At 62.9% G+C, this 18,899-nt stretch carries 21 protein-coding genes; 7 read left to right on the forward strand and 14 right to left on the reverse strand.

All coding sequences use genetic code 11. The features are described 5' to 3' along the window. The first annotated feature begins 43 nt into the window (after positions 1-43). The 4 genes from G3N95_RS07255 (at position 44) to G3N95_RS07270 (ending at position 2,025) form a co-directional block, all read left to right on the forward strand. Positions 44-520, forward strand: a complete 477-nt coding sequence (locus G3N95_RS07255; protein ID WP_205969320.1) for a VOC family protein — start codon at positions 44-46, stop codon at positions 518-520. 99 nt (positions 521-619) lie between these two features. Next, positions 620-1,147, forward strand: a complete 528-nt coding sequence (locus G3N95_RS07260) for a GNAT family N-acetyltransferase (protein ID WP_205969321.1) — start codon at positions 620-622, stop codon at positions 1,145-1,147. 252 nt (positions 1,148-1,399) lie between these two features. Beyond that, positions 1,400-1,672 (forward strand): AbrB/MazE/SpoVT family DNA-binding domain-containing protein, encoded by a 273-nt coding sequence (locus G3N95_RS07265; RefSeq protein WP_241018286.1) that lies wholly within the window; start codon positions 1,400-1,402, stop codon positions 1,670-1,672. 8 nt (positions 1,673-1,680) lie between these two features. Further along, entirely contained in the window at positions 1,681-2,025 is a 345-nt protein-coding gene (locus G3N95_RS07270; RefSeq protein ID WP_205969323.1) for a type II toxin-antitoxin system PemK/MazF family toxin, read from the forward strand. 15 nt (positions 2,026-2,040) lie between these two features. Here the strand turns inward: G3N95_RS07270 and G3N95_RS07275 are convergent, their stop codons facing one another. Continuing rightward, positions 2,041-2,760 carry a GNAT family protein gene (locus G3N95_RS07275; protein WP_205969324.1) on the reverse strand — a complete coding sequence of 240 codons (720 nt, stop codon included), beginning with the start codon at positions 2,758-2,760 and terminating at the stop codon, positions 2,041-2,043. A 244-nt stretch (positions 2,761-3,004) separates the two neighbouring features. Here G3N95_RS07275 and G3N95_RS07280 point away from each other — a divergent pair, with 244 nt between their 5' ends. From G3N95_RS07280 to G3N95_RS07290, 3 genes are all read left to right on the forward strand, one after another. Beyond that, a complete protein-coding gene (locus tag G3N95_RS07280; protein ID WP_205969325.1) occupies positions 3,005-4,219 on the forward strand; it encodes a DUF2252 domain-containing protein in 1,215 nt (404 codons plus the stop codon). A 251-nt stretch (positions 4,220-4,470) separates the two neighbouring features. Continuing rightward, a complete protein-coding gene (locus G3N95_RS07285) occupies positions 4,471-4,797 on the forward strand; it encodes a hypothetical protein (RefSeq protein WP_205969326.1) in 327 nt (108 codons plus the stop codon). Between the two features lie 150 nt (positions 4,798-4,947). Next, complete coding sequence (locus tag G3N95_RS07290; protein WP_205969327.1) at positions 4,948-5,532, forward strand: flavin reductase family protein; 585 nt, start codon at positions 4,948-4,950, stop codon at positions 5,530-5,532. 35 nt (positions 5,533-5,567) lie between these two features. Here G3N95_RS07290 and G3N95_RS07295 read toward each other — a convergent pair whose 3' ends face one another. From G3N95_RS07295 to G3N95_RS07355, 13 genes are all read right to left on the reverse strand, one after another. Further along, positions 5,568-6,413 (reverse strand): AraC family transcriptional regulator, encoded by an 846-nt coding sequence (locus tag G3N95_RS07295; RefSeq protein WP_205969328.1) that lies wholly within the window; start codon positions 6,411-6,413, stop codon positions 5,568-5,570. A 94-nt stretch (positions 6,414-6,507) separates the two neighbouring features. Beyond that, entirely contained in the window at positions 6,508-6,867 is a 360-nt protein-coding gene (locus G3N95_RS07300; RefSeq protein ID WP_205969329.1) for a nuclear transport factor 2 family protein, read from the reverse strand. Continuing rightward, the gene (locus G3N95_RS07305) at positions 6,864-8,345 is read right to left on the reverse strand and encodes a DHA2 family efflux MFS transporter permease subunit (protein ID WP_205969330.1); all 1,482 of its coding nucleotides are present in this window, start codon (positions 8,343-8,345) and stop codon (positions 6,864-6,866) included. Before G3N95_RS07305 ends, G3N95_RS07300 begins: the two co-directional genes overlap by 4 nt. A gap of 130 nt (positions 8,346-8,475) precedes the next feature. Then, positions 8,476-9,147, reverse strand: coding sequence for a glutathione S-transferase (locus G3N95_RS07310; protein ID WP_205969331.1), 672 nt, complete (start codon positions 9,145-9,147; stop codon positions 8,476-8,478). A 123-nt stretch (positions 9,148-9,270) separates the two neighbouring features. Beyond that, positions 9,271-10,494: a dienelactone hydrolase family protein gene (locus G3N95_RS07315; RefSeq protein ID WP_205969332.1), complete on the reverse strand. Its 1,224-nt coding sequence runs from the start codon at positions 10,492-10,494 to the stop codon at positions 9,271-9,273. 75 nt (positions 10,495-10,569) lie between these two features. Next, positions 10,570-12,207 (reverse strand): AMP-binding protein, encoded by a 1,638-nt coding sequence (locus G3N95_RS07320; RefSeq protein WP_205969333.1) that lies wholly within the window; start codon positions 12,205-12,207, stop codon positions 10,570-10,572. A 64-nt stretch (positions 12,208-12,271) separates the two neighbouring features. After that, complete coding sequence (locus tag G3N95_RS07325) at positions 12,272-12,670, reverse strand: RidA family protein (protein ID WP_205969334.1); 399 nt, start codon at positions 12,668-12,670, stop codon at positions 12,272-12,274. Then, a complete protein-coding gene (locus G3N95_RS07330; RefSeq protein WP_205969335.1) occupies positions 12,667-13,110 on the reverse strand; it encodes a thioesterase family protein in 444 nt (147 codons plus the stop codon). The genes G3N95_RS07325 and G3N95_RS07330 overlap by 4 nt, the downstream gene beginning before the upstream one ends. After that, on the reverse strand, positions 13,107-14,312 hold the full coding sequence (locus G3N95_RS07335; RefSeq protein WP_205969336.1) for an acyl-CoA dehydrogenase family protein: 1,206 nt from the start codon (positions 14,310-14,312) through the stop codon (positions 13,107-13,109). Before G3N95_RS07335 ends, G3N95_RS07330 begins: the two co-directional genes overlap by 4 nt. Before the next feature lies 1 nt (position 14,313). After that, positions 14,314-15,165 (reverse strand): enoyl-CoA hydratase family protein, encoded by an 852-nt coding sequence (locus G3N95_RS07340; RefSeq protein WP_205969337.1) that lies wholly within the window; start codon positions 15,163-15,165, stop codon positions 14,314-14,316. Between the two features lie 28 nt (positions 15,166-15,193). Then, a complete protein-coding gene (locus G3N95_RS07345) occupies positions 15,194-15,751 on the reverse strand; it encodes a MarR family transcriptional regulator (RefSeq protein WP_205969338.1) in 558 nt (185 codons plus the stop codon). Further along, positions 15,748-16,527 (reverse strand): SDR family NAD(P)-dependent oxidoreductase, encoded by a 780-nt coding sequence (locus G3N95_RS07350; protein ID WP_205969339.1) that lies wholly within the window; start codon positions 16,525-16,527, stop codon positions 15,748-15,750. Before G3N95_RS07350 ends, G3N95_RS07345 begins: the two co-directional genes overlap by 4 nt. After that, positions 16,527-18,899, reverse strand: a complete 2,373-nt coding sequence (locus G3N95_RS07355) for a bifunctional salicylyl-CoA 5-hydroxylase/oxidoreductase (RefSeq protein WP_205969340.1) — start codon at positions 18,897-18,899, stop codon at positions 16,527-16,529. The genes G3N95_RS07350 and G3N95_RS07355 overlap by 1 nt, the downstream gene beginning before the upstream one ends.

Consider the following 18,899-nt stretch of genomic DNA (forward strand, 5'->3'; position numbering starts at 1 on the left):
GTGGATGCGCGCCCGCCCGTCATGACAACATCAAGGAGATGTGATGGACAAGATTGCGATGTGCCTGTGGTTCGACGGCAACGCGGAGGAGGCCGTCAAGTTCTACACAGGCATCTTCAAGAATTCCAGCATCGGCGACGTGACCCATTACGGCGATGCCGTGCCGAGCAAAGCCAGCGAGGTGCTGACGATCACGTTCCAGCTGGAAGGCCGCGAATTCGTCGCGTTGAACGGCGGCCCGCAGTACACCTTTTCGCCGGCGATTTCGATGTTCGTGAAATGCGACACGCAAGAGGAAGTCGACACGCTGTGGAACAAGCTGCTGGAAGGCGGCGGTTCTCCCGTGCAGTGCGGCTGGCTGACGGATCGTTATGGCGTGTCGTGGCAGATCGTGCCGACCGCGATGATGAAGTTCCTGACCGACAAAGACCCCGCCAAAGTCAAACGCGCGATGGAAGCGATGATGCAAATGGTGAAGCTCGACATCAAGAAGCTCGAAGCGGCGTACATGCAGGAGTGAATCTGCGTTTCGGCGCGGCGAGCGTCCGGTGCTCGGGGCGTTCGCTTCGGCGCGCGTATCTGCGATGATCTGCGCTTCCCCTCCTGCCAGATACGCGCGATGAATCCTTCCGCTTTTGAAATCGAAACCGATCGACTGATCTTGCGTCCGCATGTCCGCGAAGACTTCGATGACAGCTATGCGCTCTGGTCCGACGAGACCGTCACGCGGTTCATCGGCGGCAAGCCGTTTAGCCGTGAAGAGGTGTGGTCGCGGCTGCTGCGCTATGCCGGACATTGGACACTGCTCGGCTACGGCTACTGGGTGATCCGCGAGAAGGGCAGCGGGCGGTTTGTCGGCGAGATCGGCTTCGCGGACTACCAGCGCGAAATGGATCCGCCACTTGGCGACACGCCCGAGATCGGCTGGGCACTGATGCCGTCGATGCATGGCATCGGCTACGCGACGGAAGCCGTGCGCGGCGCGCTGACGTGGGCGGAAGCAAGCTGGCCGGCGCGCGATACGGTGTGCATCATCGCGCCGAACAACGTCGCTTCCCGGCGTGTCGCCGCGAAATGCGGATACGTCGAAGAGCGGCAGACCACCTACAAGGGACACCCGACCGGCGTGTTTCGGCACGTCGGTTAGGCTGATCTAAGACCTTTCCCCCTTTCCTATATCTTCCGGCCGAATTGTCGAGGGCCGCCGCCGATGCGACATTTGTCACGCGAACGCATCGGTCATCTGAACCACCCATCGCACGTAGATACAACGTTGACACATCAACCCGCGCCGCGTAGTATAGGTATCTACTTTGTAGATACATGCGGCGCTTCTGGCCTTTACCGGCTTTGACAGGAGGCAGTCATGTATCTGGATTTTTCGAGCGAAGGTGGGGCTATGGCTATTCAGACAATCAAGCGGTGGGGCAACAGTCTTGCGGTTCGTATTCCCGCAAGCCTGGCTGACGAACTGCACCTGCGCGAAGATCAGGAAGTCGACATGGTGGTGGCGGACGGGGCGCTCGTTGCTACGCCCGCCATCAGGACGTTCAACTGGGACGAGTATCGCGAGCAACTCGCGGCACGCCCCGAGAACGTGCATCCGACCATCGACCTTGGCGCCGCGGTGGGTTCCGAGCTTGCCGACCCGACGGGCCAGGACGACTGGTAAGGAGCAATATGAAGAACGGCGTTCCCGAGATAGGCGATGTGCTGTGGATCAGACTCGAACCCGTGGTCGGACATGAGCAGGGCGGTGGATATCCTCGGCCTGTCGTCGTTCTGTCGCACCACGCTCATAACGGTCCGACACATCGGATCGTTGCCGTGCCCTGCACGACCAGGGCACGCGGCTTCGCGACGGAGATTCCCGTTGCCGCGTTGCCGAAGCCGTGCGTCGCGTTGATCGACCAGATCACCACGCTCGACTGGGTGGCGCGGCGCGGCGAATTCCGCGAAGAACGGGTTTCGCAGCCCGAGCTCGACGCGATTCGCCGCAGTATGAAAGCATTCCTGATGATGTGACGGCCCGCCGCCGGGTCACGTGCGTTGCGCCGCAATACACGTTTGCAAGGTACGCCGCTGCGTGCCTTGCGTGTCGAAGTTCGCGGCATCGAGCCATTCCGCAAAACCCGCGCGCAGCGCCGGCCATTCGCTATCGATAATCGAGAACCACGCCGTATCGCGGTTGCGTCCCTTGTAGGTGATAGCCTGGCGGAAGATGCCTTCGAACGTGAAGCCGAAGCGCGCCGCAGCCGTTCGCGACGGTGCGTTCAGCGAATCGCACTTCCATTCGAAGCGCCGGTAGCCCAGTTCGTCGAATATGCGTTGCATCAGCAGGAAGATCGACTCCGTCGCCATACGCGTCTTTTGCAGACGCCGCGAGAACACGACGAAGCCGACTTCGATCACGCCGTTCGACTTGTCGATGCGCATCAGCGAAAGCGTGCCGACCGCCTTGCCCGTCGCGAGATCGATCACGGCATAGTGCAGCGGATCGGGCGAAGCCGCGCAGGTTGCGAGGAAGTCGCGGTATGCATCGGGCGTCTCGAACGGGCCAACGGACAGATACGTCCAGTCGCTGCCATCGGGCGCGGCGCGATAGGCGTCATACAGATCGTCGGCGTGACGTTTCACGTCGACCCGTTCCAGCCGGCAATAGCGGCCCGTCATCGGCTGATCGCCGGGTGCCTTTGCCGGCTGCCATTGCGGCATGGGTTCGCCGATCGGCTGTCCATATTCGTTGACTCGTTGCCCCACGTCATTCTCCCGTTGCAAGCGCTATTTCGAAGTATGCCAAGCGGGCAAGATACGGCAAACCCCGCGTGCCCGTAAGAACCAGGCGGGCGCGATTCGATGGAGCCAGCTTCGCACCCCCGCGGCCAGGCCAGGCCTGACCCGCCTGGACCGTTCGTCACGGTGGCGCACGGCTTGCGAACGTTTGGAACTGAAAGGCTGTCGATACAGAATCCTTCCGTCGAACTCCATTCCTCTAGAGGTTCTCATGCTCGATGTCGCTGATGAAATCGCCCGATTCAATGCCGGCCGGGATCCCGACCGTCTCGCGATGAAATACGCACGCATGCGAACGTCGCCGTTCGTGTTTCTGCGCGGAACGTGCCATCTGTTCTACAAGCGTCTGTCCAAGGGCACCGTGCTGGACAACTCGCCGCGCGCATGGATTTGCGGCGATATGCATCTCGAGAATTTCGGCAGCTACAAGGGCGACAACCGTCTCATCTATTTCGACATCAACGATTTCGACGAGGCCTGCCTCGCGCCGTGCCTGTACGAAATGATCCGTCTGCTGTCCAGCGTGCTGGTGGCCGCCGACGACCTCAAGCTCAGCCGTGCCGAGGCGCTCGCGCTGTGCCACACGGCCACCGACTCCTACGCGGCCGCGCTGCGGTTCGGCAAGGCGCGCTGGATCGAGGAGGAGACGGCCGAGGGCATGGTCGGCGAGCTGTTTGCCGCATTGCATCAGCGCTCCCGTGCCGATCACCTGAACCGCCGCACCGAATTGAAGGGGAAAAAGCGCAATCTGCGCGTCGATGGCAAGAAGGCCTTGCCCGTCGCCGACGAAACGCGCGCCAGGGTCGTCGCGTTCATGAACGACTTCGCGAAGCGCGAGCCGAATCCGCAGTTCTACGAGATCATCGACGTGGCGCGCCGGATTGCGGGCACGGGCAGTCTGGGCGTCGACCGCTATGTGATTCTCGTCGAAGGCAAGGGCTCGCCAGACGGCAATTATCTGCTCGACATGAAGCTCGCGTTGCCGTCCGCCACCGCGCCGAACGTCGGCACGCGGCAGCCCAAATGGAATAGCGAAGCCGAGCGCGTCGTCGAAATCCAGCGGCGCGATCAGGTGGTGTCGCAAGCTTTCCTGCATGCCGTCGAATTCGAGCAGCGGCCTTATGTGCTGCGCGGCCTTCAGCCTTCGGAAGATCGCGTCGCACTGGACAACTGGAACGGCAAGCTGCCGCGGCTCGAATCCGTCGTGCGCAACATGGCCGAACTGGTTGCGTGGGCACATTTCCGCAGCAGCGGACGGCAGACTTCCGCGATCGCCGACGACCTGATTGCCTTCGGCGAAGACAGCAAATGGCAATTGTCACTGATCGATTTCGCGACGCAATGCGAGGCGCAGGTCGTCAGCGACTGGAAGGCGTACTGCGAAGCGTTCGACCGCGGCGCCTTCAGGCTGAACGCTGGAGCGTGACTTCGCCCGCTCGAACGTCGAGACCCGTAAACGTTCGACAAATCCGAATATGTTGGCGGGCTTTACGGCGATAGGCCAGATGTGTAAATCTGACGATGGCGTCGTGGTCAAAAGTGCATCGTGTTTTTCCGGCTTCATTCGCTCTGCAAGTCTCGAACCACATGAACTGCGACGCCGCGAACGGGCGCGCCCGCCCGGAGGGCATGAACAATGCCTTCTTATGAGTGACTTCCACAACAGGAGACGGCACTATGGAAATCGAAGCGACCGCATGGTTCCCGCTGGATGACTTTGCGCCCGTGCGAGAAGGGTGGTATGAAGTCCAGCTGGTCAGCGGAGACACGGCATTCGCGAAGTACGCGGAGGGCGGATGGACCGAAAAGCCGCTCCTGGTGTTCACCCACTGGCGCGGATTGAGCGAAGATCCCGCCCGCGTGGAGGAACCGGAAACCATCGACGCCGAAGCGACGGCAGCCGAGGGTGTGCGTGCCGCATGGAACGCATTCTTCCCGGGCGCGAACGGCGAAGCACACAAGCCGCTCGACGTCACGCACGGCAAGCCACCGACGACGCACTGACTTCGCATCCACTCATGCGGATCGGCGGGCGGCGCAACAGCGCCGCCGTTTTTTGTCCTGCTTCGCTTGCGACCGCGAGCCGAGGCACACAACGCTCGCGTTTTGCAGGCCTTCGCTAGAATGCAGCGATCGATATCGCGAAGGTCTCTCATGCAAGCATTCCGGCAACCTGTCGATCTGGCGCGCGCCACGCGCCTTCTGAACCACGGCCCCGTCACGGTGATCACGAGCGCGCACGACGGCCGCTCGAACGTGATGGCGGCATCGTGGGCCATGCCGCTCGATCTCGTGCCGCCAAAAGTCGTCGTCGTGATCGACGCGAAGACGTTGACACGGCAACTCGTCGAAGCAAGCGGCGTGTTCGGTCTGCAACTGCCGACGCGCGGCTTCGCCCGCCATACGCTCGCGGTCGGCTCGAACGCGGGCATCGAAATCGATAAGATTGCCGCGCTCGAACTCGAAACGTTTCGTGCCGAAAAGATCGATGTGCCGATGCTGGAAGGCTGTGTCGCGTGGTTCGAATGCAAGGTGATTCCCGACGACAGCCAGCGGCACGATCTGATCCTCGCCGAAGTGGTCGCGTGCTATGCGGACAGCCGCGTCTATTCCGACAACCGCTGGCACTTGGGCGACGATCACGACATGCGCACCTGTCATTACGTTGCGGGCGGCACGTTCTTCGAAACGGGCGATACCTTCGAAGTCGAAGCCGCGCCCATCGGCGGCAAAGGCTGAGGCTGAGGCTGAGCGTCTAACCGTCGCCGCGCGTTTCAGTTCTTGAGCGGCAGCCAGATTTCGACGCCGCCCATCCCCGTCACAGGATTGAACTGCTCGCTGTAGCGCTCGAAGTTGGGCGCGTCGGCGGGCGTGTGTCCGGACTCGGGCAGCCATTTGTTCCAGATCGTGTTCCAGGTGCGGCGTATCGTCGAGATGTGTTCGTGATGCGTGAACACCGCATAGCGTTGCGCACCGATGCGCACGCGGCTCGACTCATCAGGCAAGCCGGAGAAATCGGCGACTTCGACGCCGCACAGATAATCGAAGTTGCCCGAGTCGTCGGCGTTGTAGCAGACGCCGTACGCGACGTTGCCGAGCTGTCCAGGCACATTCCCGAATATCGAGTTGAAACGCTGCCATTGCGCCGGAATGCCCGAACTGCTTTTGCAGTGATAGCGTTCGCTCGATCCGGCGACGAGCAAGGGTTTGCCGTCGACGAAACGCGGCGGCTCCAGTTGAGCGAGAAGTGACTCATCCATTTTGATCGGCTCCACGAGTGCGATGTTGTCGAGATGACCTTGCGCGCGCAACGCTTCGGGCGTGAGCCCGAACTGCTCGCGAAACGCGCGCGTGAATGCCTCATGAGAGCCGTAACCCGCATCGACTGCGACAGCCAGAATATCCGGCGCGCCGCGTGCGAGACTTCGCGCCGCTTCCGTCAAACGCCGCGCACGCACGTAGCGCATCACTGCGTAGCCGGTCGCCGTTTCGAATGCGCGCGATAGATGAAAGCGCGAGACGCAACTGCAACTGGCGATGTCGTCGAGCGACAGCTCGCGGTGAAAGTGGCTTTCGATAAACCACAACGCTCTTCCGGCAGGGTTTCCGACCAGGTTCATACGGACTCTCGTTTTGGCATGAACCCAGCATATCGAGCGAGCGGCTGCTTCATTTGATCGCGCTTGCGGTTCTATTCAATTGGCCATCGACCGTTCATGCATGCAATACGTCTTTCGCGGGCGAACCGAAATACACTTCGACTTCGACGATCTTGCCGTCCTCGACACGAAAGAACTCCGTGTTGCGAAACGCCTCGCGATTCGCCGGCTTGCACGCGTAGCGCACGAACGCTTCGTTGCCTTCGCTGAACAGCTTCTCGATACGAAAGAACTCGACCTGCTCGTTGAACGGCCAGCAGCGTTCGAAGTATTCGCGCCGGTCGATATGGTCGTCGCGCGGACTCGTGAAGTGGAAATCGTCGGCGAGGATCGCTTCGATCGCCGCGCGGTCCTTGTGCTGATACGCCGCGAAGCAGCGGCGAACGAGATCGGGAACGTCCGTCGTCTGGCTCATCGCGATTGCTCCATCGATTCCTTCATGGTTCCGTCATCGCGTGCCTGCTGCGCAGCGGCTTGCGCGGCCGCCTGCGAGCCGGGCCGCAGTAACGCGCCGCCAATCGTTGCCGCCATCGCCGCGAAAATCGCGCCGACCAGAAACGCGACGTGATAGCCGCTCGTGAGGGCGGCGGGTGTATCGGCTTGCTGCGCGCCGCCGCTTGCCGATTGCGCGGCCGCAAGGCTCGCCAGCACCGCGAGTCCCAACGCACCGCCCATCATGAACGACGTATTGACGATGCCCGATGCGAGGCCCGAATCCGCGGGACCGACATCGCTCATCGCGGCGAGCAGCAGCGGATTGAACGCGACGCCTGCGCCGATGCCGAGCAGCACCATGCCGGGCAGCACGTCGATGGCGAAGTGTCCGTCGACGGGCGCGCGTGCGAACAGCAGCAAGCCGAGCGCGGCGAGGAACAGGCCCACGGCGAGCGGCCGGCGGATGCCAAAGCGCATCACCATGCGCGCCGACAGGCCGAGCGAGAAGAAGCCCATGATCAGATTCGCGGGCAGGAACGCGAGACCGACCTGAAGCGGCGTATAAGCGAGCACGCGCTGCAGATAGAGCGCGGAGATGAAGAACCACGCGAACATCGCTGCCGCCCACAATACGCCGACCACATTGGCCGTTGCCACGTTGCGCAGCGTGAAGAGCTTGAGCGGCATCAGCGGATGCACGACGCGTGCTTCGATCAAGAGGAAGGCGCCGAGCAGCGCCAGCGCAACCACGATCAACCCGACCGTTTGCGCGGAAAGCCAGCCGGCTTCGTTACCGTTGACGATCGCGTAGACGGCCAGCATCAGCGACGCCGTGACGGTCGCCGCGCCCGCGACGTCGAGCCGTTCGCCATGCGCGTGCCCGCGCCCTGCCGGCAACAGCGCGATGCACATCGCGTACACGGCAATGCCGATAGGCAGATTGACGAGAAAGATCCAGTGCCAGCTCAGCAGGTTGGTCAGCAGTCCGCCGAGCAGCACGCCGATGCTGCCGCCGCCCGCGCACACGAAGCCATACACGCCCATCGCTTTCGCGCGCTCGCCCTCTTCGGTGAACAGATTCATGATGAGCGACAGCGACACGGCCGACACGACGGCACCGCCCAGACCTTGAATGGCGCGCGCGCAAACCAGCATGACCTGCGAATTCCCGAGCCCGCACGCGAGCGACGCGACTGTGAACAGCGTGATGCCCGCGAGAAAGAGCTTGCGATGCCCGTACAGATCGCCGAGCCGTCCGCCGAGCAGCAAAAAGCCGCCGAAGGTCAGCATATAGGCGTTGACCACCCAGACCAGTGCGGTTTCGGTGAAGCCCAGATCGGCTGCGATGGATGGCAGCGCGACGTTCACGATGGTCGTATCGAGCACGATCATCAGCACGCCCATGCACAGCACGATCAGTGCGAGCCAGCGTGTTCGGCCTTCGATGTTATGCGTCATGCGAGCGTTTCCTCCGTGACTGTCGATGCGCTTTCAGTCTAGACAGGGTCGGCGGCCCGCTGCAACCGGAAACCATTCGCGCACCGCTCTTCTACACACGACGATCGGAGGCGGCCGGAATCGACACGGCTCAGCTCAATAATTCGTATTTGCCGCCGCGTTCGAGCGCGCGCTGATACGCGGGCCGGGCATGGATCGTGTCGAGAAAGCGCGCGAGGGACGGATATTTCGCATCGCGGTTGCCGCGCGCCGTCGCGGCCTCGAGCGGAAAGCTCATCTGGATGTCGGCGGCCGTGAACTCGCTGCCCGCGAACCAGCCCGTCGCGCGCAGCGAATCGTCGATGTAACGCATATGCAGCGCGATTTGCGGATCGACGAACGTGGATTGCAATGTCGATGCGATCTTTTTCGCGATCGGCTTCGCGAAGAACGGCATCGGCGCGCTGCCGATGCGCAGCGCAACCAGTTTCAGCAACAGCGGCGGCATCGCCGAGCCTTCCGCGTAGTGCATCCAGTAGCGGAACTTCAGGCGCTCCGCCGAGCCGGCGGCCGGTTCGAAGCGGCCTTGTCCATAGCGCTCCAGCAGATATTCGATGATCGCGCCGGATTCGGCGATAGTGTGGCCATCGTCGGTGATCACAGGGGACTTGCCGAGCGGATGCACGGCACGCAGTTCCGGCGGCGCGAGCATCGTCTTGGGGTCGCGCTGATAGCACTTGATCTCGTATGGCACACCGAGTTCTTCGAGCATCCACAGCACGCGCTGCGAGCGGGAGTTGTTCAGATGATGGACGGTGAGCATGAGCAGGCGGCGAGGCGCGCGTGAAGGCCGGACATCGGCGGAGCGGACATCATACGAGGCCGCGCGAGAGGGCGGCCTCTATTCGTCACGATGTCGCGATGTCTCACGCGCTGTGGCCGGGCATCATGCCGACCACTTATCGCCCATCAGTTGATTCGAAGGCAGCTTTTCATCGAGCAGCTTGCGCGCGCTTTCGATGCCCGCCACCGGTAAGCCCTTCGGATCGAGCAGACCCACCTGCACGAGCACGGAAGCCTGGTCCCAATAGATGTGCTCGTTATACAACTTGTCGCCGCGGAAGCAGACGACAGCGAGCATCGGCACCTCGAAGTACTTGCCCGTCGGCGCAACGCCCGGCAGCAGCCAGTCGATTTCGCAGCTATGCGTGCACGCAAAGATGAATTCGTCGACGATGCGATCGGAGCCGATGGTTCGCGAAATCGGAATCAGCTTCGTGTCGGGCGGATTCGAGTTGACGAAGTGATTCGTATAGAAGCGCTTGAGATTGTCGTAACCGACGCCGCCCGTCATCGTCGGCACATGGTTGACGTACGGTTGCGCGACCATCGTCGGCATGACGGATTCGACATCGCGCGTCGCGAACTCGAAGTAGCAGTGCTGTTCCCACAATGTGTTCAGATCGTAGATCGGGCCGAGCACCTTGCGCAGCAGCGCGAGCGTACGCGAATAAGCCATCATCGCGGCAGGCTTGTCGTACTGCGGTCGCGACGACGACGCGAACGCATGATCGCAGCCGGGATACACGTACTGCTCGACTTGCGGATGCGCGCGCAGCGCGACCATGATCTGCTCGCGCACAGGCGGCGGGCAGTACCCGTCGTTTTCGGCGAAATGGAAGACCATCGGGCAGCGAATGTTCTTCATATCGTCCGGATACGCTTCGAGCCCGACGCCGTAGTAACTCACCGCGCAATCGACGTCCGTGCGCGCAGCCGCGAGCAACGCGAGCTTTCCGCCTAGACAATAGCCGATCGTTCCCACTTTGCCTTGCTGTTCGGGCAGCGCACGCAATGCGTCGACGGTCGCGGCGATATCCTGCACGCCCAGATCGACGTTGAACTTCGCATGAAAGTCGAGCGCGCGTTTCATGTCGTCACCGTCATAGCCGAGCACGACGTTCGGCTGCAGGCGCCAGAACAGATCGGGCACGAGCACGACATAGCCTTCTTCGGCGTAGCGGTCGGCCGTTTGCTTCAGATAGTCGTTGATGCCGAAAATCTCTTGCAGCAGCACGAGGCCCGGACCGGACCCTTGCGCGGGACGCGCGATATACGCGTTGAAACGGCCGCCATCGCGTGCGGCGACCTCGATAAACGAACCGGCCATCAGTTGCTCCTCGATGATTGGACGAAGGGGACTGCGCGCGTGCGGATTCGCCGCTATCGGATGGAGCAGGGTGCGCTACATCGCACGCAGGGCGAAGCGCTTGAGCTTGCCGGTTTCGGTGCGAGGCAGCGCGTCGATGAAGGCGACTACGCGCGGATACTTGTACGGCGCAACGGTATTCTTCACGAATTCCTGCAACTCCGCGACCAGTTTCTCGTCCGCGCTATAGCCCTTGTTGAGCACGACGAACGCCTTCACGATCTGGCCGCGCGTGTCGTCGGGGACGCCGATCACGCCGCATTCGGCGACGGCCGCGTGCTGCATCAACACGCTTTCCACTTCCGGGCCGGAGATGTTGTAACCCGCCGATACGATCATGTCGTCGGCGCGGGCCTGATAGAACACGTAGCCGTCTTCGTCGATATAGACGGAGTCGCCGGGCAGATTCCAGCCGTCGCGCACGAACTTGCGCTGGCGTTCGTCGGCGAGATAGCGGCAGCCGGTCGGGCCGCGCACCGCGAGCTTGCCGAGCGTGCCGGGAGGTACGGGACGCATGTCGTCGTCGACGGCTTGCACGACATAGCCGGGTACGGCCTTGCCGATCGCATGCGGACGCACGTCGTGCCCCGCCGACGAGATGAAGATATGAATCAGCTCGGTGCCGCCGATGCCGTCGATCATTTCGATTCCGCTTGCTTCGCGCCACAGCGCGCGCGTCGAATCCGGCAATGCCTCGCCGGCGGACACGCACTTCTTCAGCGATGCAATATCGAAGCGCGGCACCAACGGCGCCATCTGCCGATAGAAAGTCGGCGCGGTGAACATCACCGTCGCGCGAAAGCGCTCGACGTTTTGCAGCAGTGTTTCAGGCGTCTGCTTCTCGATCAGCACCGTCGATGCGCCGGCGCGCAACGGAAAGCACAACAGGCCGCCGAGCCCGAACGTGAACGCGAGCGGCGGCGTGCCGCAGAAGATGTCGTCGGGCGTGGGTTCGAGGACGTGGCGCGGGAACAGATCGCACATCGCAAGTACGTCGCGATGAAAATGCATGCAGCCTTTCGGCGCGCCCGTCGTGCCGCTCGTGAAGGCGATCAGGCAGACATCGTCGGCTGCTGTATCGCAGGCCTTGAATTCAGCGGGCTTCGATGCGGCCAATGTTTCGAGCGAACCGGCTGCATCGTCGTGAAAGACCAGTGTTTGCTTAAGGCCCGCACAGAAGAACTCGTCGCCCGGCGTCGTGCAGCGCGCGAGTTCTTCCGTCAGTCGCGTATCGCATAACGCAGCGCCGATCTGCGCCTTGTCGACGATCTGCTTGAGTTCCTTCGCGCGCAACAACGGCATGGTCGGCACGACGACGAGCCCCACTTTCAACGCGGCAAGAAACGCGACGGCCATCTGCAACGTATTCGGCCCACGCAGCAGCACGCGATTGCCCGGCTGCAACCCCATTTCGTCGACCAGCACATGAGCGCTGCGATTGACCATCGCGCGCAGTTCTCCGTAAGTGGTCGCCTGCGGTTTGCCGTCGACGTCGGACCAGATGGCCGGCCGGTCGCGATGGCCGTTGTCGACAGCACGATCGAGCAGTTCAGTGGCACAGTTGAAGCGCGCCGGATATGCGACGTCCGGATTGTCCAGTAGAAACACCGGCCATTGATCCTGCGGCGGCAAGTGGTCGCGCGCGAAGGTATCGACGTGAGCTGACGGTTCCATCGTGAAACTCCCCTGCTGAACGTGCGTGATGTGCTTGATGTGTGGGCCTGCGCGCTTCGGGCGCCTAGTCGGTAATGACCGCCGTCGCTTCGATTTCAACCTTGGCGTCGTCTTCGATCAGCGCGACGACCTGCACGGCGCTCATCGCGATGTCGTAATCGCCGATCAGTTCGCGGAACGCATGGCCGATTTCCTTCAGCGCCGCGAGGTATTCGCGCTTGTCGGTGACGTACCACGTCATGCGCACGAGATGCTCGGGCTTGCCGCCCGCTTCGCGCAGCACCGCGAGCACGTTGCGCAGCGCTTGCGTGGCTTGCTCGGCGAACAGATCGCTCGTCATGCGCGCTTCTTCGTTCCAGCCGATCTGTCCGGCGATATACACCTGCGTGCCCGTCACTGCGACACCATTCGCGTAGCCGCGCGGCTTGACCCAGCCAGCGGGCAGAAGCGGTCTTTTCTTCATGAGCGTTGCTCCTCGGATTGAACGGCGTGCGGCGCGAACGCGGCGAGCGCGCCGGCGATGTCGTCGGGGATATCGATCGACCGGCCGCTTTCCAGCGACGTCGTCACGAGCACCTGTGCTGCGCGAAAGCGCACTTCGTCGGCGCAACGCGCGACGATCTCGATGCCGATCGAGCGGCGTCCGATGCGTGTGACGCCGAGCGCGAGCGTGATGGTTTCGCCCATGCGGCTCGGCCTCGAAAACTCGCAGTCGAGCTTCACGATGGGCAGCCCGACGCGGCGCGCCTGGATCATGTGGGCGTAGTCGATGGCAAGACGCTCGTTGAACCACTCTTCGACGAGCATGTTCGTCATCACCAGATACTGCGGAAAGTAGACGATCCCCGCCGGATCGCAATGCGCGAAGCGGATGCGCACCGGCATGTCGAAGGTGGCACTCATGACGCGTGCTCCTGTTCCTGCTGCGCGGCATGCGCCTTCAACAGATCGCGTCCGACGATCAACTGCTGCACTTCCGTCGCGCCTTCGTAGATGCGCAGCGCACGAATCTCGCGATACAGCCGTTCGACGGTCGTGCCGCTCTGCACGCCCATGCCGCCCCACAGTTGCACGGCGGCATCGATCACCTGTTGCGCCCCTTCGCTCGCGTGCCATTTCGCCATCGCGGCTTCGCGCGTGACGCTTTCGCCTTGATCGCGCAGCCAGGCGGCGCGATACACGAGCAGTGCGCTGCTGTCGATCGTCAATGCCATCTGCGCGAGCTTCGTCTGCGTCAGCTGGAAATCGCCGAGCGTCTGGCCGAACATCTTGCGCGACGCGGCACGTGCGAGCCCTTCCTGCAATGCGCGCCTGGCGAAGCCCAACGATGCCGCAGCCACCGACGTGCGAAAGATATCGAGCGTGCGCATTGCGATCTTGAAGCCTTCGCCAGGCGCGCCGAGCATCTGACTGCATGGCACGCGCGCATTGGCGAAATGCAGACGCGCGAGCGGATGCGGCGCGATCACGTCGATGCGCTCCGCGATCTGCAGGCCCGGCGTATCGGCATCGACGATGAACGCACTGATGCCGCGCGCGCCCGGCGCTTCGCCCGTTCTTGCGAACACGACATAGAAGTCCGCGATACCGCCGTTCGAGATCCATGTCTTGTCGCCGTCGAGCACGTAGCAGTCGCCGTCGGCACGCGCCTGCAATGACATGGCCGCGACATCGGAACCCGCGTCGGGCTCCGACAGCGCGAACGCGGCGATGGCCTCGCCCCCGGCGACGCGGGGCAGATAGCGTGTCTTCTGCTCGTGCGTGCCCGCCAGCGTGATCGCGCCGGAACCGAGCCCTTGCATCGCGAGCGCGAAGTCGGCGAGGCCGTCGTGCTTCGCGAGCGTTTCGCGCAGCAGACACACGGCGCGCGTGTCGATGGTGTCGCCATGTCCGCCGTATTGCGTGCCGCCCACGCCGTATTTCAGCCAGCCCGCTTCGCCCAGCGCGCGCACGAGCTGGCGGCAAGTCGCATCCGTGTCGTCGTGCTGCACGTGCGCGAGATGCTGCGCGGCCCATGCCTCGATGCCTTCGGCCAGTTCGCGATGACGCGCTTCGAAGAACGGCCAGGCCAATGCGCCATGCGGATCGATGTGGTTCGCAGCCAACTCAATCTCCTTCGAACACGGGGCGCGACTTCGCGGCAAATGCGCGATAGGCACGCTCGAAATCGCGCGTCGTCATGCAGATGGCCTGCGCCTGCGCTTCCGATTCGATCGCTTCGTCGATGCTCATGCTCCATTCCTGATGCAGCATCTTCTTCGTCACACCATGCGCGAAGGTCGGGCCGGCGGCGAGATCGGCCGCCAGCTTCGATGCTTCTTCGAGCAGTGCTTCGGGCGCGCACAGGCGGTTGTAGAAGCCCCACGCGTAGCCTTCGTCGCCGCTTGCGGAGCGTCCTGTGTAGAGCAGTTCGGCGGCGCGCCCCTGGCCGATGATGCGCGGCAGGATCGAACACGCGCCCATGTCGCAGCCGGCGAGACCCACGCGCGTGAACAGAAACGCGAGCTTGCTGCGCGCGGTGCCGACGCGCATGTCGGAGGCCATCGCGAGGATTGCGCCTGCGCCGGCGCACACGCCGTCGATGGCCGCGATGATCGGCTGCGGACAATGCCGCATCGCTTTGACGAGGTCGCCCGTCATGCGCGTAAAGAGCAGCAGTTCGGGCATCGGTAGATCGATCAGCGGAGCGATGATGTCGTGCACGTCGCCGCCCGAGCAGAAGTTTTCGCCTGCGCCGTGCATGATGACGACCTTCACGTCGGTCGCGTAGGCGAGTTGCCGGAACAGGTCGCGCAATTCCGCGTACGACTCGAACGTGAGCGGGTTCTTGCGCTCGGGACGGTTCAGCGTGATCGTCGCGATGCCTGCATCGACGGACCAGCCGAAGTGCTGCGCTTGATACGCGGTGAGCGTCGTGCGATTGCCGGCCAGCAGGGCGTCGGCAGCGGAACGGGTCATGAGTGTTTCCTCCTGTGCGGAACTCGCGCTAGCTTTTGATCGTATTCAGCAGATGCTGCTTGAGCTTGCCGAGCTTCTGATGCGTGCGCGATTTCTCGTCGAGATCGAGGCCGCCGAACATTTCGACGACCCATTGCTCATGCGCGACGGCCATCCGGTCGAACAGCGCGCGGCCTTCGGACGTGAGGCGAACGCTGGTCGAGCGGCGATCGTTCGGATCGGTGTCGCGTGCGACGAGCCCTTCTTTTTCCAGTTGATCGGTAATGCCGGTGATGTTGCCGCCCGTCACCATCAGACGGCGCGACAGTTCCGTCATCTTCAGTCCTTCGGGATGACGTTCCAGTTGCGCCATCAGATCGAAGCGCGGCAGCGTCGTGTCGAACTCGTTGCGCAGGCGCTTGCGCAATTCGGCTTGCACGAGGTTGGTCGTGGTCAGCATGCGCAGCCAGAGGCGCAAGCCCATGTGACTGTCCGCGCCCGTGCTCATTTCCATGTCCACGACGTTCTCCGCTGGCTTCTCGACACCTTTGCGCGCCGGTTTCGTTTCGGCAGTGTCGGTGGCTTTCTTCTTCGTTGCGTTGCTCATGTGACTTCTCCGCCTGAAACGGAAATCGATTGACCTGTGATGGATTCGGAACCAGGCATGCATAACCACAGCACTGCGTTCGCGACCTCGTCGGGCGCGACGAAGCGGCGCTGCGGATTGTGGCGCACGAGAATGTCGCGTGCTTCCTGCTCGCTGCGCGAGGTCTTCGCGGTGATCTGGTCGAGCGATGCGCGCAGCAGTTCCGTTTCCGTATAGCCGGGACAGACGGCGTTGACTGTGATGCCCTTCGTTGCGACTTCCAGCGCGAGCGAGCGCGTGAGTCCGATCACGCCATGTTTGGCCGCGCAATAGGCGGCGACATACGCATAGCCGATCTGCCCCGCCGTGCTCGCGACGTTGATGATTCGCCCGTAGCCGCGTTCGAGCATCGACGGCAACACGGCGCGCGTGCACAGAAACACGCCCGTCAGATTGACGTCGAGCATGCGCTGCCAGAGCGCACTGTCCGTCTGGGCGAAGGGCGCGGCTTGCGCCTGGCCTGCGTTGTTGACGAGCACATCGACCGCGCCCGCGATCGATGCAGCTTCAGAAAATGCCTTGGTGACAGCGCTTTCGTCGCCTACGTCGACGCTGATGCATGCGGCGACCGCGCCATATGCGCTCAATGCGTCGCGTTGCGCAGCGAGACGTTGCGTGTCGCGGCCCATCAGCGTGACGTGTGCACCGGCACGCAAGAGCGCTTGCGCCGTCGCCGCGCCGATGCCGCTGCCGCCGCCCGTCACGACGGCGTGCTTGCCTGCAAGCGTGGTGTCCATCAAACGGTTCCTTCCGCGCGCTGCGCGCGTTCGAGCGGCGACAGGCGCGCATTTTCGGCGGCCTGTGCGCGCTCGCGTTCGTAATTGCGTTCGAGTTGAGATTTGGCGGCCGTGTACTGCTTCGGCCAGTTCACGTCGAAGTAGCCGATCTTCGCGGCTTCGTTCAGCGTCCACGACGGATTCGCCAGATGCGGACGCGCCACTGCGCATAGATCGGCACGTCCCGCTGCGATGATGCTGTTCACGTGATCCGCCTCGGAAATTGCGCCGACTGCGATCGTCGCGATACCGGCTTCGTTGCGGATGCGATCCGCGAACGGCGTCTGGAACATGCGGCCGAACACGGGCTTTTCTTCCTTGCTGACCTGTCCCGACGATACGTCGATCATGTCGGCGCCTGTCGCCTTGAAGGCGCGCGCGATCTCAACGGCATCGTCCGGCGTCGTGCCGCCATCGACCCAATCATGAGCGGAGATGCGCACCGACATCGGCTTGTCCTGCGGCCATACCTTGCGCATGGCCGCGAACACTTCGAGCGGATAACGCAGGCGGTTTTCCAGTGAACCGCCGTATTCGTCGGTGCGACGATTGGTGAGCGGCGACAGGAAGCTCGACAGAAAGTAGCCGTGCGCGCAGTGCAATTCGAGCCAATCGAAGCCGGCTTCCGCGGCCATTTCCGTCGCACGGACGAATTGCGCTTCGATGTCGCGCAGTTCTTCGTGTGTCGCTTCGCGCGACCATTGGCTCACGCCGCGCAGATATTGTTGCGGCGAGGCCGACACCAGAGGCCAGTTGCCGTCGGGCAAGGGCTGATCGATGCCTTCCCAGCTCACGCGCGTCGAAGCCTTCGCGCCCGCGTGGCCGAGTTGCATGCCGATCTTCGCGTCGCTTTGGGCATGCACGAACTGCACGATGCGGCGCCAGGCGGCGAGATGCTCGGGCGCATACATGCCGGGACACCCCGGCGTGATGCGCGCTTCAGGCGATACGCAGGTCATTTCCGTCATCACGAGTGCAGCGCCGCCCATTGCGCGTGCGCCGAGATGCATCAGGTGATAGTCGCCCGCAATGCCGTCGACGGCGGAGTACTGCGCCATCGGCGACACGACGACGCGATTCTTCAACGTCACGCCACGCAGGGTGAACGGCGTGAACATCGGCGGAATGGAATGCTTGTGCGGTTCGCGTTCGATGCCCGCGCGCACCGACAGCCAGTCTTCGAACGAAGCGAGGTAAGCGGCATCGCGCTCGCGCAGGTTTTCGTGCGAGATGCGCTGCGAACGGGTGAGCAGCGAATACGCGAACTGCTCCGGCTCGAACGACGAATAACGGTCGACATGCTCGAACCATTCCGTCGAATTGCGCGCGGCGTTCTGGATGCGCAGCACGTCGATGCTGCGCACGTCGGTGTAGTGCTCGAGCGCGGCGGCGAGGTCGTGCGGATGCGCGTCCATGCTGTTCGCAAGTTCGATAGCATCTTCGAGCGCGAGCTTGGTGCCGGAGCCGATCGAGAAATGCGCGGTGTGCGCGGCGTCGCCCATCAGCACGACGGGCACACGTTTGCCGTCGTCGCGCGTTTTCCAGTGCACCCATTCGCGATTGACGACACGCGGAAAGCGGATCCATTGCGACGAGCCGCGCAGATGGCTCGCATTCGACATCAACGGATTGCCGTCGAGATACTTCGCGAAGAGCCGCTCGCAAAACGCGATGCTGTCTTCCTTGCCCATTTCGTCGAGCCCGGCGGCGCGCCACACGCGCTCAGGCGTTTCGACGATGAAGGTCGAGGTCTCGTCGTCGAAGCGGTACGCGTGCGCCTGAAACCAGCCCCATTCGGTTTTTTCGAACGCAAACGTGAAGGCGTCGAAGCGCTTCTTCGTGCCGAGCCACACGAAGCGGCAGTCGCGCATGTCGATATCGGGCTGATACGTCGCAGCGTACTTGTGGCGGATCGCGCTGTTCAGACCGTCGCTGGCGATGATGAGGTCGGCGTCGTAATCGTCGTCGTTCGCGACCTGGGTTTCGAAAACCAGCTTCACGCCGAGTTCTTCACAGCGTTCCTGCAGGATGTTCAGCAGGCGCTTGCGGCCGATGCCGCAGAAGCCGTGTCCCGACGAACGTACCTTCTCGCCGCGAAAGTTGATTTCGATGTCGTCCCAGTGATTGAACGCTTCGAGGATCATGTCGGCGCTCTTGGGATCGGCGGCACGCAGATTGCCTAACGTCTGGTCGGAGAACACGACGCCCCAGCCGAACGTGTCGTAGGGCCGGTTGCGCTCGACGACGATCACCTCGTGCGCCGGATGCCGGCGCTTCATCAACAACCCGAAATACAGGCCGGCCGGGCCGCCGCCGATACAGACGATGCGCAT

Origin of the sequence: Paraburkholderia sp. Tr-20389, assembly GCF_017104565.1 — a bacterium.
Taxonomy (GTDB): Bacteria; Pseudomonadota; Gammaproteobacteria; order Burkholderiales; family Burkholderiaceae; genus Paraburkholderia.